General features: G+C 60.8%; 18 protein-coding genes. 17 read left to right on the plus strand and 1 reads right to left on the minus strand.

All coding sequences use genetic code 11. The annotated features are described in order from the left end of the window. Positions 1 to 201: 201 nt before the first annotated feature. Positions 202 to 2,259, minus strand: coding sequence for a TonB-dependent siderophore receptor (locus IFT47_RS26890; RefSeq protein WP_192175122.1), 2,058 nt, complete (start codon positions 2,257 to 2,259; stop codon positions 202 to 204). A 357-nt stretch (positions 2,260 to 2,616) separates the two neighbouring features. Here IFT47_RS26890 and IFT47_RS26895 point away from each other — a divergent pair, with 357 nt between their 5' ends. The 17 genes from IFT47_RS26895 to IFT47_RS27460 form a co-directional block, all read left to right on the plus strand. After that, positions 2,617 to 3,021 (plus strand): antitoxin Xre-like helix-turn-helix domain-containing protein, encoded by a 405-nt coding sequence (locus IFT47_RS26895; protein ID WP_192175123.1) that lies wholly within the window; start codon positions 2,617 to 2,619, stop codon positions 3,019 to 3,021. Further along, positions 3,015 to 3,707: an RES family NAD+ phosphorylase gene (locus tag IFT47_RS26900; protein WP_192175124.1), complete on the plus strand. Its 693-nt coding sequence runs from the start codon at positions 3,015 to 3,017 to the stop codon at positions 3,705 to 3,707. Before IFT47_RS26895 ends, IFT47_RS26900 begins: the two co-directional genes overlap by 7 nt. 86 nt (positions 3,708 to 3,793) lie before the next feature. Beyond that, on the plus strand, positions 3,794 to 4,225 hold the full coding sequence (locus tag IFT47_RS26905) for a DNA methylase (protein ID WP_192175125.1): 432 nt from the start codon (positions 3,794 to 3,796) through the stop codon (positions 4,223 to 4,225). Next, the gene (locus IFT47_RS26910) at positions 4,222 to 4,995 is read left to right on the plus strand and encodes a DUF72 domain-containing protein (RefSeq protein ID WP_197984258.1); all 774 of its coding nucleotides are present in this window, start codon (positions 4,222 to 4,224) and stop codon (positions 4,993 to 4,995) included. Before IFT47_RS26905 ends, IFT47_RS26910 begins: the two co-directional genes overlap by 4 nt. Before the next feature lie 143 nt (positions 4,996 to 5,138). Continuing rightward, positions 5,139 to 6,263 (plus strand): GGDEF domain-containing protein, encoded by a 1,125-nt coding sequence (locus IFT47_RS26915; protein WP_192175126.1) that lies wholly within the window; start codon positions 5,139 to 5,141, stop codon positions 6,261 to 6,263. Positions 6,264 to 6,405: 142 nt separating this feature from the next. Further along, positions 6,406 to 8,031, plus strand: coding sequence for an NADP-dependent glyceraldehyde-3-phosphate dehydrogenase (locus IFT47_RS26920; RefSeq protein WP_192175127.1), 1,626 nt, complete (start codon positions 6,406 to 6,408; stop codon positions 8,029 to 8,031). Between the two features lie 387 nt (positions 8,032 to 8,418). Beyond that, positions 8,419 to 8,922: a type VI secretion system contractile sheath small subunit gene (tssB, locus tag IFT47_RS26925; protein ID WP_192175128.1), complete on the plus strand. Its 504-nt coding sequence runs from the start codon at positions 8,419 to 8,421 to the stop codon at positions 8,920 to 8,922. A gap of 31 nt (positions 8,923 to 8,953) precedes the next feature. After that, positions 8,954 to 10,492: a type VI secretion system contractile sheath large subunit gene (tssC, locus tag IFT47_RS26930; protein WP_192175129.1), complete on the plus strand. Its 1,539-nt coding sequence runs from the start codon at positions 8,954 to 8,956 to the stop codon at positions 10,490 to 10,492. Positions 10,493 to 10,515: 23 nt separating this feature from the next. Then, a complete protein-coding gene (gene tssK / locus IFT47_RS26935) occupies positions 10,516 to 11,871 on the plus strand; it encodes a type VI secretion system baseplate subunit TssK (protein WP_192175130.1) in 1,356 nt (451 codons plus the stop codon). A gap of 8 nt (positions 11,872 to 11,879) precedes the next feature. Beyond that, positions 11,880 to 12,551 (plus strand): type VI secretion system protein TssL, short form, encoded by a 672-nt coding sequence (gene tssL / locus IFT47_RS26940; RefSeq protein ID WP_244656095.1) that lies wholly within the window; start codon positions 11,880 to 11,882, stop codon positions 12,549 to 12,551. 7 nt (positions 12,552 to 12,558) lie between these two features. Next, positions 12,559 to 14,346 (plus strand): OmpA family protein, encoded by a 1,788-nt coding sequence (locus tag IFT47_RS26945; protein WP_192175132.1) that lies wholly within the window; start codon positions 12,559 to 12,561, stop codon positions 14,344 to 14,346. Between the two features lie 19 nt (positions 14,347 to 14,365). Then, the gene (locus IFT47_RS26950; RefSeq protein WP_192175133.1) at positions 14,366 to 14,857 is read left to right on the plus strand and encodes an Hcp family type VI secretion system effector; all 492 of its coding nucleotides are present in this window, start codon (positions 14,366 to 14,368) and stop codon (positions 14,855 to 14,857) included. Between the two features lie 192 nt (positions 14,858 to 15,049). Beyond that, positions 15,050 to 17,680: a type VI secretion system ATPase TssH gene (gene tssH / locus IFT47_RS26955; protein WP_192175134.1), complete on the plus strand. Its 2,631-nt coding sequence runs from the start codon at positions 15,050 to 15,052 to the stop codon at positions 17,678 to 17,680. Continuing rightward, positions 17,680 to 21,612, plus strand: a complete 3,933-nt coding sequence (gene vgrG / locus IFT47_RS26960; RefSeq protein WP_192176551.1) for a type VI secretion system tip protein VgrG — start codon at positions 17,680 to 17,682, stop codon at positions 21,610 to 21,612. The genes tssH and vgrG overlap by 1 nt, the downstream gene beginning before the upstream one ends. Continuing rightward, on the plus strand, positions 21,609 to 22,247 hold the full coding sequence (locus IFT47_RS26965) for a DUF2931 family protein (protein WP_192175135.1): 639 nt from the start codon (positions 21,609 to 21,611) through the stop codon (positions 22,245 to 22,247). Before vgrG ends, IFT47_RS26965 begins: the two co-directional genes overlap by 4 nt. Positions 22,248 to 22,410: 163 nt before the next feature. After that, positions 22,411 to 22,983: a DUF2931 family protein gene (locus tag IFT47_RS26970; RefSeq protein WP_244656096.1), complete on the plus strand. Its 573-nt coding sequence runs from the start codon at positions 22,411 to 22,413 to the stop codon at positions 22,981 to 22,983. A gap of 254 nt (positions 22,984 to 23,237) precedes the next feature. Further along, positions 23,238 to 23,486, plus strand: a 249-nt coding sequence (locus tag IFT47_RS27460) for a hypothetical protein (protein ID WP_206759208.1), incomplete at its 3' end; no start/stop codon positions are given.

Consider the following 23,486-nt stretch of genomic DNA (forward strand, 5'->3'; position numbering starts at 1 on the left):
TCTCCCACGGTCTGTACTGTTACAGCAGTCAGATGCGAACTGTTCGTCCCACCACCCCTTCAAGTCTAACCATACAAGCGAGCTTGCTCGCGAATGCCGGGTTACAGGCGATGAAGATACGTTAAATGGGCAGACCTCTTCGTGAGCAAGCTCACTCCCACAGGAGGGTGCACGGTTGCCAGCACCGGACAACTGCCCGGATCAGTACCGCCAGGTCAACGACGCCGTCAGGTTGCGCGGTGCGCCATAGTTGCTCGCCGTGCCGCTGTACAGCGAGGTCAGGTATTTGCGGTCGGTGACGTTGTTGAAGTTCAGCGCCGTGCTCCAGTTGCTGTCGATGTCGTAGCTGGTCATCAGGTCGACCAGCGCGTAGGCGTTCTGGCGGATGACGCTGTAATTGTCGTTCTGAATCCCGCTCTGCCAGCTGACCCGGGTGCCGATTCGGGCTTGGGGCAGGCCAGGCAGTCGGTAGCTGGCCATGCCACGGAAGGCGTGGGTCGGCACATAACGGCGGGCCTTGTCGCCATCGTCGTTTTCGATGTGCACGTAGGTGTAGCCCGCCAGCAGGTCAAGGCCCGGCAGTGCCTCGCCCGACGCTTCCAGTTCGATGCCGTGGCTTTTGTAATCATCGGTGAAGTAGCGGAACTGCGAACCCACTTCAATGAACTCTGCCGACTGGACGTTGCTCTGTTTGGTCTTGAACACGGCGGCGGTCAGGTTCAGGCGATCGTCCATGACGCTGCCTTTAACGCCGGCTTCCAGGCTCTTGCCTTCCAGCGGCGCGAGCACTTTGCCGTCGACGCCGACCGTGCCGTATTGCGGATTGAAGATCTGCGTCCAGCTGGTGTACAGGCTCCACTGCGGGGTCAGGTCATAGACCAGGCCGGTGTAGGGCGTGACCTTGCCGTGCTCGCGCTGGGCGTGATCGGTGCCATAGCTCTCGCCCGTGCCGTCAACGCTGAGCATGCGCGCACCGGCGATCCAGTGCAGATCATCCGCCAGGCTGAAGCGGGCACCGGCGAACAGGCTTTTCTGCCGGTCCTCGAAGTTCTGGGTGTTGGTGATGTCACTGGTGTAGCCAAACTGCGGCGAAGGGGTATTGCCGGCGAGAATGCCCGCGAACGAGGTGTCGAAGTAGGTGCCCCCGCCAGCGTCGTATTCCCGGGCTTTCTGATGGGTGCGGCCGTAGGCGGCGCCGAAAGTCAGCTCATGGTCGCGGCCGAACAGGCTGAACGGGCCGGAGACTTTCGCTTCGCCCAGCAACTGGTGCGCCTTGCTGGAGGTATCAGCGGCGAACACCGAGGCGTCGTCATCGGTGACGCTTGAGACGTACAGCATGTTGGTGTCCTGGTATTCGGTAATGCCGGTGCCGGTCACCGTGGCATTCCAGCCGTTGCCGAAGTCATGCTTCCATTCGGCAAACGCGCGTTGGGTGTGCATGTTCCAGTAGGTCCACGGTTGGCCGACGTTGGAAGAGCGGCTGCTGTAGTGGATCGGGTTGTTGTTGCTGTCGACCAGCGGCAGGTTGCCCCAGGTGCTGCCGTTGGAATCGCTGTTGTGCTGAGTGAAACCCACGGTCAGCGTATCGGAGTCGGAAAGGTCGAAGGCGAGCAGGCCGGCGGCAACGTTCTTTTCGTGGCTGTAGCGGTCCATCCACGAGTTGCCCTTGTCGTGGGCATAAATGAAGCGACCGCGCACGTTGCCGGTGTCGGTCAACGGCCCCGACACGTCGACATCAATGCGCCGGCTGTCCCACGAGCCCACGCTGGTGTCGATCTGCGCCTGGAAATCCCGGGTCGGTCGCTTGCGGATGAAGTTGACCGTGGCCGACGGATTGCCGGTGCCGCTCATCAAACCGTTGGCGCCGTGGAGCACGTCGATCTGCTCGAACTCGGCCATGTCCAGGTCACCGATCATGATCGTCTGGGCGAAGGGCATGCCCATGCCGTCGTACTCGAAACTGCCGATGTCGAACCCGCGGGAGGTGTACTCCGTGCGGTCACTTTCACTTTGCTCGACGGTCACCGACGGCGCCGAGCGCAGCGCGTCCTTGACCCCGTTCATTTTGAAATCGTTCATCTGAGCGCGGGTGATGGTGGTGATCGCCTGGGGCGTCTGCTTGTTGGTCAGCCCCAGCTTGGTGGTGCTCGAAGACGGCTTGCCCTGATAACCCACGCTTTGCCCGTCGTCCTGTGCGGCGGTGTCCTGGATCTGCATCGCCGGCAGCGTGACGTCGTCGGCTGCGTTGGCGGTAGACATGGCGGCGACGACACCGGCCAGGAGACAGGTGGCGGGAAGGCGAGGGATCACAATGGAAATTCCTGAAGGCGCGGTGGGGAGCGCGATTCTGAATCAACATGCGAATCATTACCAGATGTGACTAAGGTGAATTTTCACCTTTTTTTCACTTTTGGAGGCCCTGGAATGGGCCTCGGGGATCGTTTGCGCCCGGGAGGGTCTGATCGGACCTCGACTGTAGGACCGGCTTTAGCCGAGAACGCGTCAGATAACGCGCCGCACATCAACGTTGTCGAAACTTGACATTGAATCTATGGACGCAATTGAATTAGAGTTGCGTCCATAGATTTTCACTTGCAGTCATCAAGAGGTACGCCCATGACCACCGCCATTCCAGCGCGGCAACTTTCCAAATCCGAGTGCGTGGTCGGTTTGCGAGCGGCGTTGCGGGTGCTGGACAAGTGGAAGGCCACCAGCGAGCAGGCCTGCCAGATCCTGCGTATTTCCCGAAGCACGTACACCCGCGCTCGCCAGGACGACGCGCAGTGGTCGGTGGCGCTGGATCAAGACCAAATGCAGCGGGTCAGCTTTGTGCTGAACATCCACGCCGCCCTCCGAACCCTGTTTGATAATCCCGACAACGCCTACGGTTTCCCGTCGATGGAAAACCACAATGAGTTCTTCAACGGCAGAAAGCCACTGGACGTCATGGCCCAGGGCGACATGATCTCGCTGTACGAAACCTTCCGCCGCATCGACACCCTCCGTGGCGCCCAATGGTGACGCCGGACGCGCTTCCCGCACTCGCCGGGGAGACGCAGCAGGCTTATCGCCTGGTCAATTCCAAATTCCCGCCCATCGAGCTGTTCAGCGACGTTGCCGATGCCGCCGAGTTCGAGACGCTGTACCGGATTCAGGCGCTGACCAATCCTCGCCTGCAGAACGAAATCGGCCGCATTGAGCTGATTCCCCTGGCCGAGATTCCGTTCGGCATTCCCGGAAGCTCTTATGCCGTCGCGCCGTTCACCCACGTCAATCCGGCGGGCTCGCGCTTCAGCAGCGGCGAGTTCGGCGTGCTGTACCTGGCCGACACCGTCGACACTGCCATCGCCGAAGTGCGCCACCATCAGCAGTTGTACTGGTCGCGGGTCGCGACCCTGAAGTACGAGCGCTTTGTTTTCCGCTGCCTGAGTTGCAGTTTCAGCGAGGAGGGCAGTGTCGACGCCACCTCGATTCCGCTCTCCGACCCGATTTATGCACCTGACGACTACGCGCAGTCCCATGTGCTGGGCGAGGCAGCCAAGCAGGCGGGCGTGGCTGGCCTGCGCTACCACTCGGTGCGCTCGCCGGGCAATCACTGCTGGGCACTGCTGACCCCGCGCCACGTCACCTCCATTGTGCAGAGCGCCCATTACGAGATGATCTGGAGCGGCGAGGTCATCGGCATCAACCAGATATCCAACGCCTGAGGGGCGTTGATCCAAACACCGCCCAAAACATCGAACTCATCTGCCCCTTGAGAAGTCACTCCAGCAATGGAAATCAAGGAGCGTTCATGGGTAAGAACATCACCGCGCAGGAACTGGGCATCGACCTCACGCAGGGCGGTGAAAGTGCGCTGTTCAAATGGCTGTTGGCCAGTTTTCTGATGGGCAAACGGATTCGGGCGCAGGCGGCGGTACAGACCTATCACGTCATCGTCGACAGGCACGGGCGCGACACGCCGGGCGAACTGGCCGCGTGCACCCACCGGGAGCTGGTGAGGATGCTGGGCGAGGGCGGTTATGCACGTTACGACGAATCCACCGCCGTGCGCCTGCTGGCACTGGCGGCCAAGCTGATGGATGAATACGGCGGCACGGTCAGCGGCATGGCTGCCGCCAGCGCCGACCGTCGCGAGTTCGAAAAGCGCCTGCAGGACTTCAACGGCATCGGGCCGAAGACGGCAGAGATTTTCATGGGCGAAGCCGGGGAGGTGCTGTTTTGAACGATGCCAACTCCACCGCGCCTGGCAGAATCTTCGTGGGCTGCGCCGGGTGGAGTCTGGGCCGCGAGCACGCGCCGGCCTTTCCGGGCGACGGCACCCACTTGCAGCGCTACGCACGGCAATTCAATACCGCAGAAATCAACAGCTCGTTCTACCGCCCCCATCGGCCGCAGACCTACGCCCGCTGGGCCGACTCAGTGCCGGCGGATTTCAGGTTTTCGGTGAAGATCCCCAAGCTTATTTCCCATGAACAACAGTTGCAGGGCAGCGGCCATGCGCTGGATGAGTTTCTCGGACAATGCAGTGAACTGGGCGAACGGCTCGGTTGCCTGCTGCTGCAGTTGCCGCCTTCGCTGACGTTCGATCCACTCGTAGCCGAAGGGTTTTTCATCCAGCTCCGCGAGCGCTTCGACGGGCATGTGGTCATTGAACCGCGCCATGAAAGCTGGCTCCAGGCCGAGCCAATGCTCACGCACTACCGCATTGCGCAAGCAACGGTTGACCCATCGAGGCTCAGCAATGACCGCCAACCGGCCGGCTGGCCGGGGTTGGGCTACTGGCGACTGCACGGCGCGCCGCGCATCTATTACAGCGCCTATGAAGAAGATTTCCTGATACGTCTGGCCGTCGAGCTGAAAGCCAAGGCGCTAAGCGGTGCGCCGACGTGGTGTATTTTCGATAACACCGCCAGCGGCGCCGCGACGGGGAATGCCCTGAGACTGATTGAAATCCTCGGTCAACCGCCGTCCGCGCGTGAGCAGCAGGGGTGACGCCGGGCGGGGCGAACCGTCATTTTTCCGGCGAATTGCCGCACCCGCTGCGTGGCGCAGCAATTAGTTGGCGCGCGAGTTGTTTACTGTCATAGCACGATGCCACAATCCGACCCATCCAATGCCAGGGTCGGGCGAATTCGATGTACCTCCATGATTCTCAACCGGCGCGAGAGGCCCTGATACGGGCCCAGGTGCGCAACGATCGTTTGCAGTTGCTTTTCCGTCAGAGTTTTTTCTCGGTGTTCGGCAGCGCGCTGGCGGCTGTAATACTCTCTTGGATCTGCTGGGAGCGCCTGGAACACTCCCTGATTCTCGGGTGGCTCGGGCTGCTGGGCGCCTCGACCACCTTGCGCCTGATCATGTTGACCGCCTATTTCCGGATGCCGGAAACCGCCCGCACCCCGGAGCGCTGGGAAACCACTTACTGGGTCACGCTGGTGTTGTCGGCCGGCATCTGGGGCAGCGGCGCGCTGGCGCTGATGCACGCCGGGGATTTATTGATCCAGACGCTGGTGCTGTTGTTCGCCGTTGGCATGTCGGTGAGCGCGGTGTCCTGTTATTCGGCGTACCGCTCGATGACCCTGGTGTCGATTGCACTGGTGCTCTTGCCGTGCTCGATCTGGCTGCTGTTTCAACCCCAGACCGCGCAGCAGGGTATGGCGGTTGCGTCGCTGATCTTTGCCGGATTTGTGGTCAGCGCGACGCGCAAATTGTGCCAGGCCATGGAGCGGGCCTTTCGCCTGAGCCGCGAAATGGAACATGCCCATCGCATCGCCGACCACGCCGCGCAGACTGATGAACTGACCGGGGTGAAGAACCGCCGGGCTTTTTTCCATCAGGCCGAACGCGCGTACGACGCCTGCAAGCGCAGCCGGTTACCGCTGTGCGCGCTGATGCTGGACATCGATCATTTCAAACGCATCAACGACTGCCACGGCCATCAGGCCGGCGATGAAGTGTTGCGGCAGATCGGCCGGGTCATCTGCCAGTCCGTGCGGGAAGGAGACGTCTGCGGTCGGCTGGGCGGCGAGGAGTTCGCGCTGTTGCTCGCCAATACGTCCCTCGACGCGGCCCATGTCATTGCCGAGAAGCTGCGTCAGGCAATCGCCGACATCACCTGTCAGCATGACGAGGGCGTCACCGCCAGCCTCGGTGTCGCCGCGCTGGGCAACACCGGTCAGGACGTGCACGGGCTGCTGGGACTGGCGGACAAGGCGCTGTTTCGGGCCAAGGCATCGGGGCGCAACCAGACGGCGGTGGCCTGAACAGCGCCTCAGGCACCGTCGGCAGACGTTTTTCGTGTCACCCGGACGTGACATTTATCTCGATGCTTTTCATTCGGCGGCGGCTGTGGCGTAGTGTGTCCAGCCTGTTTGGCACGATGACCGACTGGAAGAGGTAAATGAGATGACCCTGCAAAACCGCCTGGACAACCTGTACCCGCGCGCCGACGAGATCCCTGAGCAGTTTCGCGCAGGCCCCGCCATCGAGCAGCGCGATTACCTGGTCAACGGCGAACTGCACCAATGGCACGGGCCGCTGGCACCGGTGCTGAGCCCGGTCTCGCTGAAAACCGACGCGGGCCTTGAGTCCGTGGTGCTCGGCAGCACGCCGCTGATGGACGCCGACACCGCAATGACAGCACTGGACGCCGCCGTCAACGCCTACGACCGGGGCCAGGGCGCCTGGCCCACCATGCGCGTCGCCGATCGCATTCATCACGTCGAGACCTTTCTCAAGCTGATGCGCGAGCAGCGCGACGCGGTGGTCACGCTGCTGATGTGGGAAATCGGCAAGAACCTCAAGGACTCGCAGAAAGAATTCGACCGCACCTGCGATTACATCGTCGACACCATCAACGCCCTCAAGGAACTCGACCGTCGCTCCAGCCGCTTCGAGCTGGAACAGGACACCCTCGGCCAGATTCGCCGCGTGCCCCTGGGCGTGACCCTGTGCATGGGGCCTTACAACTATCCCCTGAATGAGACCTTCACCACGCTGATTCCGGCCCTCATCATGGGCAACACCGTGGTGTTCAAACCGGCCAAGTTCGGCGTCTTGCTGATCCGTCCGTTGCTCGAAGCGTTCCGCGACAGCTTCCCGGCCGGGGTGATCAACGTGATCTACGGCAGCGGCCGCGAGACCGTCAGCGCGCTGATGGCCAGCGGCAAGATCGACGTGTTTGCCTTCATCGGCACCAACAAGGCCGCCAGCGCCCTGAAAAAGCTCCACCCCAAGCCGCACCGTCTGCGCGCCGCACTGGGTCTGGATGCGAAGAACCCGGGGATCGTGCTGCCGGATGTGAACCTGGACAACGCGGTAACGGAAGCCATTACCGGGTCGTTGTCGTTCAACGGCCAGCGTTGCACGGCGTTGAAGATCCTGTTCGTGCACGAAAACGTGGTCGGCAGTTTCCTCGAGAAGTTCGAAGAAAAACTCGCTCAGCTCAAGCCGGGCATGCCGTGGGAGCCGGGCGTCTCGCTGACGCCACTGCCGGAGCCGGGCAAGACCGACTACCTGCAAGGACTGGTGGACGATGCCGTGAGCAAGGGCGCCAAAGTGGTCAACGAAGGTGGCGGCACCACCCATGGGCAGTTCTTCTACCCAGCCGTGTTGTACCCGGTCACGCCGGACATGCGCGTTTACCACGAAGAACAGTTCGGGCCCGTGGTACCGGTGGTGGCGTACCGCGATCTGGAAACGGTGATCGAATACGTGCTGGATTCCGATTTCGGCCAGCAGCTGAGTATCTTCGGCAACGACTCCAAGCAGGTCGGGCGTCTGGTCGACGCGTTCGCCAATCAGGTGGGGCGGATCAACATCAACGCTCAGTGCCAGCGCGGTCCGGACAGCTTCCCGTTCAACGGCCGCAAGAATTCGGCCGAAGGCACGCTGTCGGTGGACGATGCGCTGCGCGTGTTCTCGATCCGCACCCTGGTGGCGACCAAGTTCCAGGAAAGCAACAAGGCGCTGATCAGCGACATCATCCATAACCGCGAATCGACGTTCCTGACCACCGATTACATCTTCTGATTCATTTGCTCGAAATAGCCGCAGGCGTGTTGCACAGCTGATGCTGTTCAACCGCTTGCGGTTTTTTATATCTGTACCTTAAACCCCGCCGCCACTGTATTGCGTACGCCGTTTAATTCTGCAGCCGCTCCACTGTCCGGGATTATTTTGTAGGAAGGATTCTAGACTTCCGTAGGACACCTCTCTTCCTGTCTTTGGTGGGTAGAGTTTTTATTCGTAGGGAATTAGCCTTGCCGCTTCCCGAATTCGATGAAAACTTCATCAACCCATTCGCTGCTCACACTTGTTAAAACTTGATCGCTTGGGTCCCGGACGCTCGGCTGATAAAAAGGCCCTGCGATCCAGATATTCCCCTTTGTGACGTGTGGCATTTTCGACGGAGGAGTTATGGCTTCAAACAGCTTTCAAAATGAAGTGCCCAAAGCGCGGGTCAATATAAAACTTGATTTGCACACGGGCGGTGCGCAGAAAAAAGTCGAACTCCCGCTCAAATTGATGGTGCTCGGGGATTACAGCAACGGCCGGGAAGATCGGCCATTGTCCGAACGTAGCAAGATCAATATCAATAAAAACAATTTCGACAGTGTGCTGGCGGAATTTACCCCTGCCTTGAAACTCATGGTTGAAAACACTTTTGCCGACGACGGTTCGGATGCTTCCGTGGATTTGAACTTCCAGAAAATGAAAGACTTCGAGCCAGAACAGGTCGCCAGACAAATACCATCACTGCGCGCATTGCTGGCGACCCGCAACCTGTTGCGTGATCTCAAATCAAACCTGCTCGACAACGCGACCTTCCGTCACGAGCTTGAACGCATCGTCAAAGACGAGACGCTCAGTGACGAGTTGCGCGCTGAACTGGCCGTACTCGCCGCACCCCCAGAGCGTTAATCACCCGGGTCTCTGATAGCAGGTATCGAACATGTCCTCGAAACACTCTTCCGCAGTATCAGGCGGTGGCACCGTTTTGTCCGAAGAAAGCACCGGCGTCTATAACGCGCTGTTTTCAAAAATAAACCTCAACCCGGTTTCAGCCCTCGGCGATATCGAGGCGTTTCAGAACAACGAGGCGCTGTCGGAGATCTCCGCCGATGAGCGCGTGACCGCCGCGGTCAGCGTGTTCCTCAACCTGCTCAAGGGCTCGTCGCGTAAGGTGCAGCGCCTCGACAAAACCCTGCTCGACGAACACATCGCCTCGCTGGACGCGCAGATCAGCCGCCAGCTCGACGCCGTCATGCACCACCCGGAGTTTCAGCGCGTCGAGTCCACATGGCGCGGGGTGAAGTCGCTGATCGATCAGACCGACTTCCGGCAGAATGTACGCATCGAGCTGCTGGACATCAGCAAGGACCATCTGGTCCAGGATTTCGAAGACGCCCCCGAGATCGCCCAGAGCGGTCTGTACATGCACACCTATACCCAGGAATACGACACGCCCGGCGGTGAACCCATTGCGGCGGCTGTTTCCAGTTACGAGTTTGGTCGCAGCCCGCAAGACATCGCGCTGCTTCGCAACATATCGAAGGTCGCGGCGGCGGCCCACATGCCGTTCATTGGTTCGGTGGGGCCGGCCTTCTTCGGCAAGGACACCATGGAAGAAGTCGCCGCTATCAAAGACATCGGTAATTACTTTGATCGCGCGGAATACATCAAATGGAAGTCATTCCGTGACACCGATGATTCCCGTTACATCGGTTTGACCATGCCCCGCGTGCTGGGACGGCTGCCCTATGGGCCGGACACCATTCCGGTGCGCAGTTTCAATTATGTGGAAAGTGTCAAAGGCACCGATCACAGCAAATACCTGTGGACCAATGCTTCTTTTGCCTTCGCTGCAAACATGGTGAAGAGTTTCGTCAATAACGGCTGGTGTGTACAAATTCGCGGGCCACAGTCCGGTGGTGCAGTGACGGATCTGCCCATTCATTTATATGACCTCGGCACCGGCAGTCAGGTGAAGATTCCGTCGGAAGTGATGATCCCGGAAACCCGGGAGTTTGAATTCGCCAATCTGGGCTTTATTCCGCTCTCCTATTACAAGAACCGCGATTACGCGTGTTTCTTCTCCGCCAATTCAACACAAAAACCTGCGTTGTATGACACCGCCGATGCCACTGCCAACAGCCGGATCAACTCGCGCCTGCCTTACATCTTTCTACTGTCGCGCATTGCGCATTATTTGAAATTAATTCAGCGCGAAAACATCGGCACCACCAAGGACCGGCGTCTTCTGGAACTGGAATTGAATAAGTGGATCAGCGGGCTGGTCACCGAAATGACCGACCCGGGGGACGATTTGCAGGCCTCCCATCCGCTGCGAGACGCCCGGGTGACGGTGGAGGACATCGACGACAACCCCGGCTTCTTCCGCGTGAAGTTGTACGCCGTGCCGCATTTCCAGGTGGAAGGCATGGACGTGAACCTTTCGCTGGTTTCCCAGATGCCCAAAGCCAAAACCTGACGTCGGCCATAGGTGAGCACAACATGAAAATCGACCGACCTCTCTGGGCTGCCGGGGCGCTGTTGTCCCAGCAGCAATTCCAGCAGCAAGCGCGCTGGGAAGCCTGGACCAACGAATGCATTGCGCATCTGTCGCGGGTTCATCCGTGGGGTGTGCAGAGGGCGACCTTTGATCTTGAGGCGTTGCGGCTGGGCAAACTCAAGGCGTCCGCGCTGCGGGTGCGGTTGCCGGATGGCACGCTGATCGACACCGACAGCGTTGATCGGCTGCCCGCCGCGCTGGCCCTCGAACAAATCCCGATCGACTCGGGGCAGGGCGCGACGGTGCTGTTGTGCCTGCCGCTGGAGCAGGCCAACGGCGGCAATTGCCTGTTCGAGAGCGCCCGCGCCGACCGGCCCGTGCGTTACCGCCAGAATTGGCGCGAGGTGCAGGATCTGTACGGCGACGATCAACAGTCGATCGGTGTGCTCGAGCACATGCTCAGCCTGCGTCTGGCCAGCGATGACAACGCTGATTACCTGACTTGTCCGGTCGCCCGGCTGGTGCGTGACGGGCAGGGCCGCGCGTGCCTGGACGAAGCCTTCGTGCCGCCGCTTTTGAGCTTCGCCGGGCACCTCGGTTTGCAGGTCCAACTGGACAATCTTCTCACCCAACTGGCGTCCAAGCGCCAGCGCTTGATGGGCATGCGCCGCGAGAGCAATCAGCGCATGGCCGACTTCGCGGTGGCCGATGTTTCGCTGTTCTGGCTGCTCAATGCGCTGAACACCTACCAACCCGTGCTCGCCGATTTCAAGGCCAGCCCGGCGCGCCATCCCGAGCAGGTCTATCAAGAACTGGTGAAGCTGGCGGGGGCGCTGCTGACGTTCTCCCTCGAACACGACGTTGACGCCATTCCGGCCTACCGCCACGACGACCTGGAAACCGTGTTGCCGCCGTTGATGCAGATGATCTCGACGTTGCTCGAAGCCAGTCTGCCGTCTCGGGTGATTGCCCTGGAGCTGGAGCGGGTAATCCCGGGTCGCTGGCAAGTGACGTTCAACGACCCGCGCCTGCGCGAAGCCGACGCTGCTGACTTTTACCTGTCGGTGCGCTGCCGCGAGGCCCCGGCCCAATTGCAGGCGCAGTTCCCGCGGCTGTGCAAAATCGGCACACCGGACGACGTCGATCAGTTGATCAATGCCGCGCTGGACGGTGTTCCGCTGCAGCCGTTGAGTCACGTGCCTGCGGCGATCCCGCTGCGTCTCGAAAACCAGTATTTCGCCCTCGATTTTGCCCATCCGAGCGGCCAGGCGGTGCTCGCCGAAGGGGTCTGCGCGTTCTACGTCCCGGCGACGTTGCCGGACGTGAAGCTTGAGCTGTTTGCGGTGCTGCGCTCATGAGCCGGCCAATGAAAAGCCAATCGGCTCCCGGCTCCGTCGATGTCGATCAACTGCTGCAGGACAGTTACCTGTTGGTGGTCGAGTTGCGCCACGGCGCGTCGGCTCCGGACAGCGACGCGCTCTGGGAGGTGTGCACCCGGCAGGTGGTGGGGGTCCGCGAAGCGCTGACGCAAGCCGGCGTCAGCCAGCGCAATGTCGATTTCATCAGCCACGCGCAATGCGCGCTGCTGGATGAAACCGTGCTGATCCACGCCGATGCCAGTGCCCGCGCCAAATGGACCCACGAACCGCTTCAGGCGCATTACTTCGGACGTCATCAGGCGGGGCAGTTTCTCTACGAAGAAATGCGCGAAGTGCTGCACGAGCCGTCTCCGGACCCGAGCGTGCTGCGGGTGTATCACCGCGTGCTGATGCTGGGCTTTCTTGGTCGCTACAAAGAGCCGAACCACCCCGAGCGTCAGAAACTGATGGCTGAGTTGACCACCCGGGTTGCACCGGTGACCCTGGATCAGCCGCTGCCGACGTGGATCGACGCACGGGGCCGCAAGCCTTTGCCGGGATGGTTGCGCGCACCCTTGCTGCATCTGCTGTTGGCCGGATTGCTGCTCGCGGGCGTCTGGTGGGTGCTGGATTCGCATCTGGCGGCTCTGGTGGCCTCCCTTGTGACCGAGCGGGTGTGACGCGCCCATGACACTCAAGTTGATGCGTGCACTTGCGCTGTGGTCGGGATGTATGGCGCTGATGGTGATCAGCGTCTTGCCCCTGAGCCTGATCGTTCAAGCCCTGTCCGTGGCGGGCGCCCTGATGCTGGTGGCCGGGGGCTGGCTGCTGGCGGGTCGACGCTCGGTCCGTCTTGGTGGTCCTGCGGGGTTGGGTGAGTTCCGAGCCTTGCCCGGCAGTGAGTACCACCTGCCCGTGGTGCTGGTGTGCGGTGAGGGATCGGCGGCGCTTTTTGCTGGCGATGCGGATGCCGGTGTCGATACTGCCGAGCAGATCGCCGTGCGGACGACGGCGAGCGGGTGTTACGTCAGCGTGCCGAACATTGAGCGATTGCCCGGTCTGGTCGCAGCGCTGCTGGCAGCGCGTTCGCAATGGCGTGCGCAGATGAGCGTCATGTGTGTGGTCAATCCATCTCAACACACTGACAGCTCGGAACTGGATGGCCAGCTTCGTGCGCTGACCCATCAGCTGTCCGTGGTCCGCAAGCGCGCGCTGACGTTGCCGCTGTGGGTCGTGAGTTATCAGCAAGCGTCCCAGGATACGCGCGATGTTTGTGGGACCGGCTTCACCCGGGAAGAGGCCGGTGCGAGCGACCCATCTGTGTGGTTCAGCTGGGAAAATGGCAGGCCCTCGGCGCGGGTTAGAAGCAACGGCACCTGCGCCAGCGTCGAGTACTGGCGACGACAAGACCGCGCCGCTCTCACTCACCGAATGCACATCGCGGTGCAGATGAATACCCACGGCGCGTGGCTGGAGCAGTCTGTGGCCCCGCACTTCACCCGCCTTGGCCGTCAAAGCGCGCGGCTGCCGGTGGCCTACGCAATCTGCCGCGTGCCGCGTTTACCGGAACAGGTTCCGGGCAGCGTCTGGCAGCACTGGATACAGGCGAAGACTGCGCTGGTGCCGACCCATTTGACGGGCAGCACGGTCGGTGTTTTGCCCTTACCGGATTGCCTGCTGGAGCTGCTTCCCCGACACACCGGCAACACCGCCGCGCGGCGCGCCAGTGTCATCGGCATCTGGCTGACGGCTTTCGCCGCCGTCATCGCGATGTCGAGCTCGGCCCGGCAGAACACCTTGTTGATCCGCCAGGTCGGTGACGACCTGCGCCGCTATGCCTCGATCAACGAAACCGCCCGCGAGGACCCGCAGGCGGTGGCGCTGCGCGAAGCGGCGTTGACCGTCCTGCACGACGACGCCCGACGGCTGGATGCCTACTACCGCCGCGGCGAGCCTCGGTCACTGGGCCTCGGCCTGTACCGCGCCGAACAGCTGCGCATCAGGGTCTGGCACGCCATCGGCCGTTACCAACCGCCAACCGAGAGGGTGCAGGCGGCCGGCCCCGTGCGTCTGGACACGCTGTCGCTGTTTAACATCGGCAGCGCCGAGCTGAAGCCGGAATCGACCCAGGTGCTGATCAACGCACTGGTCGGCATCAAGGCCAGACCCGGCTGGTTGATCGTCGTCACCGGACACACCGATGCAACCGGCAGTGCAGAACAGAACCTGCGCCTGTCCCGCGACCGCGCCGCCTCGGTGCGCGACTGGATGCAACGCATGGGCGGCATTCCCGGCAGTTGCTTTGCCGTGCAGGGCTACGGCGCCAGCCAGCCGATCGCCAGCAATGACACAGAACACGGACGCAGGGCCAATCGCCGCGTCGACATCCGCCTGGTGCCGGAAGAGGGGGCCTGCGGGTCGCTTTCTGCCGGGGCCGGGCCGGCTACCCCCGTCGCATTTCGCGGCACTCGATAACCCAAGCAAGGAGTTTCACATGGCAATTCCCGTTTACCTCTGGCTCAAAGATGACGGCGGCGCTGACATCAAAGGCTCGGTCAACGTGCAGTCCCGGGAAGGCAGCATCGAAGTGGTCGCCCAGGACCACAGCGTCTACATCCCCACCGACAACAACACAGGCAAATTGACCGGCGCCCGGGTGCACACGCCGTTCCTGTTCACCAAGGAAATCGATGCCAGCAGCCCGTACCTGTACAAGGCCGTCGGCACCGGCCAGACCCTGAAAAGCGCCGAGTTCAAGTGGTACCGCATCGACGACGCCGGCCAGGAAGTCGAGTACTTCAACACCCTGCTGGAGAACGTCAAGGTCGTCCGCGTCGCGCCGAAAATGCACGACGTGAAGGACCCGGCGAAGGAGAAGCACAACCACCTGGAGATGGTCGAGTTGCGCTACGAGAAGGTCACCTGGACCTACAAGGACGGCAACATCATCCACTCCGACTCGTGGAACGAACGCCAGACCGCCTGACGCTGCATGGCCGGCAGACAGGCAGCTTTTATGTGCCTGTCTGCCGGCTGCGGTGTGCTGGGTCGAGCGTCCGTTCGCGGGCGCTGCGCCAAGCACATCGGCACGGCACGTGTCCCCTGACAACACAGCGAGGCGTTGACCGGCCAACGGTCGTCGCCGCTCCTTACTCCTTCCGTTCAAGGACGATGACCCATGGCACAGAGCTCCTCCCGTTTGCTTCGCCGCCTCAACCCTTTCTGCGCCCAGGCCCTGAGTGCGGCCGCGACGCTTTGCCAAAGCCGTGGCCACGGCCACATCACCATCGAGCACTGGCTGCTGAAACTGCTGGGGCAGGGCGACGGCGATCTGGTGCTGATCGGCCGGAGTTACGAGTGGGACATCCAAGCGCTGTGGACCGGCTTGCTCGACCACATTGATCGCCTGCCGCGCAGCGTCCAGGCCAAGCCGCAGCTGTGTGAAAAATTGCAGCGGCTGATCAAGAACGCCTGGGTGCGCGCCTCGATGGACGAGGACAACGAGCAACTGCGTTCGGCCCACGTGCTGGGCGCGCTGATCGAAACCCCCGATCTGCTGGCGTGCGTGGAAGCCTGGCCGTTGCTTAGTTTGAGCGAGGTGCAGTTGCGCCATTTGCTGCCGTTTCTGGACGAGCATTCCGATGAGCGTGCGCAGGCGGGACAAGGGCTGGATGTTGCTCCCGATGCTGTGTCCTTGGATTCGGTGACGACTGCTGCGGACAACCCTGTGCTGGCAAGATTTACCCAGGACATCACCGAGAAGGCGCGCAGCGGCGAGATCGATCCCGTGCTGGGGCGTGACGACGAGATTCGTCAGGTCATCGACATCCTCAGCCGTCGGCGCAAGAACAACCCGATATTGGTGGGCGAGCCGGGCGTCGGCAAAACTGCGCTGGTCGAAGGGCTGGCCCTGCGCATCGTCGAGGGCAACGTGCCGGCCAGCCTCAAACCGGTCAGCGTACGGACACTGGATTTGGGGCTGTTGCAAGCCGGCGCCGGGGTCAAGGGCGAATTCGAACAGCGCCTCAAAGATGTGATCGAGGCCGTGCAGCAGGCCGAGCACCCGGTGCTGCTGTTCATCGACGAAGCCCACACGCTGATCGGCGCGGGCAATCAGGCGGGAGGCGCCGACGCTGCCAATCTGCTCAAGCCCGCCCTGGCCCGTGGCGAACTGCGCACCATCGCCGCAACCACCTGGAGCGAATACAAGCAGTACTTCGAGCGCGATCCGGCGCTCGAGCGGCGCTTCCAGACGGTCAAGGTCGACGAGCCGGATGACGCCACCGCGATGGTCATGCTACGCGGGTTGAAGGCCCGCTACGCCAGCCACCACGGCGTGCACATCGAGGACGCCGCAATCCAGGCCGCGGTGGTGCTGTCGCGCCGCTATCTGCCCGGCCGCCAGTTGCCGGACAAAGCCGTCGACCTGCTCGATACCGCCAGCGCCAGGGTGCGCATGAGCCTGGATTGCCAACCCCAGGCGCTGATCGCGAGCAAGGCCCGGCAGTCTGCGCTGGAGCAGGAACGTCAGGCGCTGCAAGACGATCGGCGCATCAGTGGACGCACCGCCGATGAACGTATGGCGGCCATCGACGAGCAGCTGTTATCCCTGAGTGATGAGCTGGCGCGACTGCAGGACCAGCATGCCAACGAACTCGATCTCGCGCAGACCTTGCTCGCGGCCCGCCATGGTGAGGTCTTCGACGCCGACATCTGCGCGGAGCTACAGGCCCGACTCAAGGCGGTTCAGGGCGATGCGCCGCTGTTGTCGCTGGACGTCGACGATCGCAGCGTCGCCCAGGTCATCGCCGACTGGACCGGCGTGCCCTTGAGCAGCCTGCTCAAGGACGAACAGGCCAGCCTGCTGACGCTGGAGCAGTCGTTGGCATCCCGCGTCATCGGGCAGGACCGGGCATTGACGGCGCTGGCCCAGCGACTGCGCGCCGCGAAAACCGGACTGACTGAAGAAAACGCTCCGCTGGGGGTGTTCCTGCTGGTGGGCAGCAGCGGGATCGGCAAGACCGAAACCGCCCTGGCGCTGGCCGACACCCTGTTTGGCGGCGAGAAATCGCTGATCACCCTGAACCTGTCCGAGTACCAGGAAGCCCACACCGTCAGCCAGCTAAAAGGCGCGCCGCCGGGTTACGTCGGCTACGGACAGGGCGGGGTGCTCACCGAAGCGGTGCGCCAGCGACCCTACAGCGTCGTGCTGCTCGATGAAGTGGAAAAGGCCCACCGCGACGTGCTCAACCTGTTTTATCAGGTCTTCGATCGAGGCTTCATGCGGGACGGCGAAGGGCGCGAAATCGACTTCCGCAACACCGTCATCGTCATGACTTCCAACCTGGGCAGCGATTTGTTGCAGGACTACCTGCTGGGGAACCCCGAAGCGCTCGACGGTGAAGCCCTAGAGCAGCTGCGGCCGGTGCTGCGCGAGCACTTTCAGCCGGCGTTGCTAGCGCGCTTTCAGACGTTGATTTACCGGCCGCTGCAGGCGCCTGCGCTCAAACGCATAGTGGCAATCAAGCTGGGCAAAGTGGCGGAGCGGTTGCGCCGGCATTACGGGCTGGAGTGCCGAATTGACGAGCGCCTGCATGATGCGCTGGTGGAGGCCTGCCTACTCCCCGACAGCGGCGCGCGGAACATCGACAGCTTGCTCAATCAGCAGATTTTGCCGGTGCTAAGTCAGCAACTGCTGCAGCGCCAGGCCGCGCGATTGGCTACGCGGGGCGTGGTGCTGGGGCACTGCGAGGAGGAGGGCATCACCCTTGAGTTCGTCGGAGCCCTGGCTTCGGTGGAGGGTGAATGATGAACGATTCCATTGGGGTGTTTTTCGACCATAGCCGTCACAAGCTGACCGTTCATAACCTGCCGGTGGCGCTGGATGTGCTGGCGTTTGAGGGCGAGGAGCGGCTGAGTCAGCCCTTTCATTACCGGGTGGAATTTACCTCGGTTGATCGGGACATCGGCGCCGAGCGGATGCTCGGACAGGATGCGCAGTTCAGTCTGCATGCGGCGCCGCATACGTTGCCGGTGGCGATTCGTGGCTTGGCGGTGCCTAAGGTTCAGGCGCTGCGGACGCTGCATGGGGTGATTACCGGGTTTAAACGGCTGTCGGGTTCTGCTGACGAGGCGCGCTATGAAGTGACGCTCGAACCGCGCCTGGCGTTGCTGGCGCGGGGGCGGCAGTTTCGGATTTATCAGCATCGGTCGGTGCCGGAGATTGTCGAGAGTATTCTGCGCACGCGGCATGATTTTGAGGGGCAGGATTTTCTGTTCACGCTGGTGCGGGAGTACCCGACGCGTGAGCAGGTGATGCAGTACGGCGAGAGTGATCTGGCGTTTATTTCCAGGCTGTTGGCTGAGGTGGGTATTTGGTACCGCTTCACTAACGATGAGCGATTGGGCATTGCGGTCGTCGAGTTTCATGATGATCAGCGGCATTACGTCCGGCCGCGTGTGAGCTTGCCGTTTCGGCCTCAGTCGGGGTTGGGCAGCAGCGGGCAGGACGGGGTTTGGGGGTTGCAGGTCAGTCATGAGGTGGTGGAGAAGAGCGTTCACTTTCGTGCTTATCACCACCGGGATGCGAACGCATGGCTGGATGGGGATGTTGATCAGACGCGGGGGGATTCCACGACCTACGGCGAGGCTTATCACTATGCCGAGCCGTACAAGGTCTTGGGCGACAAGCTCGATCAGGATGAAGATCTGCTCGGGGAAAGCGGGCTTTTCTATGGGCGGCTGCGTCATGAGCGGTATCTGAATGATCAGACGCGGCTGACCGGGATTAGCAGCAATGCGTCTTTGGGATTGGCGCAGGTGCTGGCGATTTCCGGCGGAGCGCCGCAGGCGTTTGAGCCGGGAGCGGTCATTACAGGACTGCAGCTGCGTGCGGCGCGGGATCGTAGTTTTGAGTTGAGCTTTGAGGCGATTCCTTATTCCGAGAGCGTGTGTTTTCGGCCGCCGTTGCTGGCGAAACCGCAAATAGCCGGGACTGTTCCGGCGCGGGTCACCAGTTCGCTGGCCAACGATCCGTATAGCCACATCGACAGCGAAGGCCGCTACAAGGTCAGCTTTCTGTTTGATCGTGACAGCTGGGAAATCGGTCAGGAAAGCCTTTGGTTGCGCCTCGCCCGACCTTATGCCGGCGATACCCACGGCTTGCATCTGCCGTTGATCTGCGGGACCGAGGTGGCTGTTGCCTTTGAGCAGGGCGACCCGGATCGATCCTATATCGCTCACGCGCTTCATGACAGTCGCCATCCCGACCATGTGACGCTGCTGCGCAGCGATTACAAACGCAATGTGCTGCGCACGCCGGCGAACAACAAGCTGCGCATGGAAGACGACCGCGGCAAGGAACACATCAAACTCAGCACCGAACACAGTGGCAAGAGCCAGCTGAACCTTGGGCATCTGGTCGACAGCGTGAAGGATAAGCGCGGCGAAGGCTTTGAATTGCGCACGGATGGTTGGGGCGCGATTCGGGCCGGGCGTGGGGTGTTTATCAGTGCGGATGAACAGACCAAGGCGCAGGGTAAACAGCTCGACATGAGCGCGGCGGTCGGTCGGTTGCAAAGTGCCGGCGATCGGTTGGAAACAATCTCGGCAGACGCCGCAGTCAGTCAAGCCGACCCCGCCGACGTGCAGGCGCAACTCGATCTGCTGAAACAGGACCTGGACGCGCTCAAATCCTCGGTCCTGCTGCTCAGCGCTCCGGACGGCATTGCCCTGACCAGCGGCAAACATCTGCAACTGGCCGCGCAAGACAACCTGATGCTCAACGCGGGCGGCCACGCCGACATCAGCGTGGTCAAGAAACTCTTTATGGGTATCGGCCAGGGCCTGAGCCTGTTCGTGCGCAAGGTCGGCCTGAAGCTAATCTCCAACGAAGGCCCGGTGAGCATCCAGGCACAGAACGATACGCTTGAACTGCTCGCTCGCCAGGGAATAAACATCACCAGCACCGAAGACGAAATCCACATCACCGCGAAGAAGCGCATCGTCCTCAACGCGGGTGGCAGCTACGTCGCCATTGAGCAATGCAGCATTGAATCCGGCACCGCCGGCGACTATCTCATCAAAGCCGCGCACTTCGACTTCAGACCGAAAGCCGCGCAGGAGGTTGAACTGCCTGCTTTGCCACCGTTGTTGGATATACCGCCTGAATTGCACGAATTCTGGCCCAGCTTCAGCGGCGGCAACATTCACTACGAGCGGAGCATGATCAAGAATGCTGCGCCGGTTGAACAGCCCGAGACACTTGAGGAGGAAGAAGAGGAAGAGGAAATCACCGAAGGGATCACCCTGCGCATCGGGTTGTTCTTTGATGGCACGGGGAATAACCAAAGTAATGCGACTGCGACCGCACAGTGCCGGCAATCGGATCTGGACAGTTTCAGCGGTGAAGAGCTGGAGAGTATTGCGGCGACGTGCAAGCAGTATGGGTTTGGAGAGTTTGACGGCAGTGCGTTTAACAGCGCGCCGAATAACAGTTACGGGAATGCGCCGAGTAATGTGGCGCATTTGTATGACTTGTATCCGGATAACAGCAACACTCTGCTCAAGGCAGACCAAAACATCGCCTATTTATCTGTATACATGGAGGGCATCGGTACTCGCAGTGGCGGCAAAGATGAGAGGCTGATTGGTCAAGGCCTAGGACAGGGTGAAACTGGGGTAGTGGCTCGCGTCAAACAGGCACCAATATCCATCAAGGACCAGCTCAGCTTTTTTGAAGAAATCAATTCGGGAACTTTGATTCAAAAAGTGGAATTCGATATTTTCGGATTCAGCCGTGGAGCAGCGGCGGCGCGTCATTGTGCAAATGAATTCCTCAAGCCGCAGTGCGGGATATTCGCTGAAGTGCTCAAAGCCGGGAACTTCGGCCTAAGAAACGGTTTTGACTCTTCGGCAGACGTATGCATCAACTTGATAGGCCTGTTCGATACGGTGGCTGCGATCTCGACGCCTATGCGTGGCGACTTCAGTCCCGGCGATGACGTCAATCGAGGCGTAAATCTCTACCTGCCACCCGACTGCGCGCGGCAGGTTATCCAGCTTCAGGCGCTCGACGAGTACCGCGCCGACTTTTCTCTCAATAACGTGCACCACACGCACCTCCAGATAGGTCTGCCGGGAGCCCACTCCGATGTCGGTGGGGGCTATCTCCCACGAGCGCGAGAAAAGTTGTGGATGACGCGGCCCGGCAAGGCCAGCGTTCCGACCGGTCAAAAGGTTGAATCCCATGCCGCATGGGGCCGTGCAGAGGCGGACGCCAAGGTATTGCGCGAATCAGCCGTGGCCCGTGATGGCTACGTTGCCGTGAAAGCCTGGCCTGCAGCAACCAGTCCTCGCGGCAAAGTTGAGTCGGTCATGCAGGACTACTGGATAACTGTGATCCTTGAACGCCCCGTGCATGGCGAACTTAGCCTAATTGCATTGCGTGTCATGCGTGAGCTGAGTGTCCGTCATGGGGTGCCATTCGACGTTATTACCGAGACGGATAAACGCTTCAAGTTACCGGATGAGCTCCTGCCTATCGCCAAGCGAATTTTGCAGCGGGTAATGACAGACCGGCTCGTACGACTTGAACCTGCGGAAGAAGCGTTGCTACGAGCGCGTTACATCCACTTGTCCGCGCACTGGACCCCACGAGGCCCCTTCTTACTTAGCAAGCCAGCACCGCTGAATCGTAGGAACGTACATCTCAATCGTCCGCAAGAAGGTTACCCAGAATGAGACGGCTAATTTGTGTAGTCGGTTTGCTGCTGAGCCTTACTGCCTGCGCGAGTGAGCTCAGACTCCCCCCGCGTCCTCAACTGCCGTATCCGGCGTGGTACATAGGGTTGGCCGCGCCAGAGCACATGGAAGTGTGGGTGGAGACCGTAGATGTTTTAGATCAGCGTGGGCTTGCATTTTTCCGAGTGCACGGCGGCGTCGCAAGTTATACAGGGAAGGTCGAGGGCTGGCATCAAGGGGGGGGAAAGTCAAAACCCGTAAACAACGTAGATTTGCCTGACCAAATCTTCCTGCGCTGGCAGTCACTCGTTGAGCCGCAGGCTTACAAGCTCAGAATTCACATTCCTCAGTGGGTACGCGCTGAAATGGTTAGGCCAGAGCGGGTCTACTGCCGCGGCTCAAAAGAATGGATAGAGGGTTACCGTTTCGCGGTTGCTCTGGGAATGGCTCCCGGAGGGATCGTGAAAGTGTGGGTGGGTGGGCCATGCCTGGGCTTCAAAGAAGTGGGCCGCTTTCAGGCCCAAGTTGAACCTCGTGGCCCTTATATGAACGATAAAGGGCTTTACTACAGAGCCCCGAATCCAGCGGCACAAGCCTGGATAGACCAACACGGCATCCCCTATGGCAGTTGGTAACCCAGCCATGAGTGCGCCCGAGCACTACCAGTGCACGCAACCGCAGGCGAAATCGCGGCTTGGCTCAAGGGGCTCAGCCGCAGACTTGCGTCTCCGCCTGAAAAGGCTGGTTTGCGCAGCCGGTCTGTCACTAAGCCTCAGCGCCTGCGCGAGTGGGCCAACATTGCCGCCTACTCCCAAGCTGCCTTATCCAGCCTGGTACATAGGCTTTGCTGCGCCAAAAAACATGGAAGTTTGGGTTGAGACCGTTGATGTGCTGGACAGACGTGGACTTGCATTCTTCCGAGTTCACGGCGGCGTCGCCAGTTACACCGGGAAAGTGGAGGGCTGGCACCAAGGGGTGTCGGGCGGGAAACCTGTAAATAACGTCGATCTGCCCGACCAGCTATTCCTGCGTTGGCAGTCACTGGTGGAGCCCCAGGCTTACAAGATCAAAATTCAAATACCGCAATGGGTCCGTGATGAGATGGTTCGACCCGAGCGTGTCCTATGCCAGTGGAATAACAAGTGGAAAACCGACTATCGAGAAATGATCACTCTGGGCATGGCACCCGGCGGGATTGTTAAAGCTTGGGTTGGCGGATCTTGCCTGGGCTTCAAAGAGGTAGGCCGCTTTCAGGCCGAAGTCGAGCCTCGAGGTCCTTATCTGAACAATAAAGGACTGTATTACAGAGCCCCAAATCCAGCAGCACAGGCCTGGATTGATCAACACGGTATTCCCTATGGCAGTTGGTAATTCGGCCATGGGCATGACTGGCATGCGTCGCTACTCTCCGGCGGCATTAACTCCGGGCGGAGGACACTGCTATGTGGTAGCACGCCCATCGAATTGCGGTTCAACCACAACTGCAATTTACAAAGTGCCCCGGCTTATATCTGTAAAGAGCAGGGACCAGCTGTTCGCCAGGCCCATTTACTGTCGCGCGCCGGTAAAAGTGCGGATGGACTTAACGGGCACATCGCACCGTCATCGCAGGAGCGAATAACGCTATGAATACTCTGTTTGCCCGGCCCTTCGGATTGGAAGAAACCCAGTCTCCTATACTGCCAACGCCTGACACCTTGCCACCTCATTCACCAACCGGCGTCGAGTCAAACAGCGACCCACTGATACCCGTCCAAAACTGGAGCCATCCCTTCCGCGATAAACGCGATGTGCTCCAGCAACTGACCCACTTGGCAAACGCCGCAAGCGGCAGCTATCCCCTCGGCAGCAGCGGGCTCTGGCATGGCGGTGTG

The organism is Pseudomonas sp. CFBP 13711 (assembly GCF_014842265.1).
Taxonomy (GTDB): domain Bacteria; phylum Pseudomonadota; class Gammaproteobacteria; order Pseudomonadales; family Pseudomonadaceae; genus Aquipseudomonas.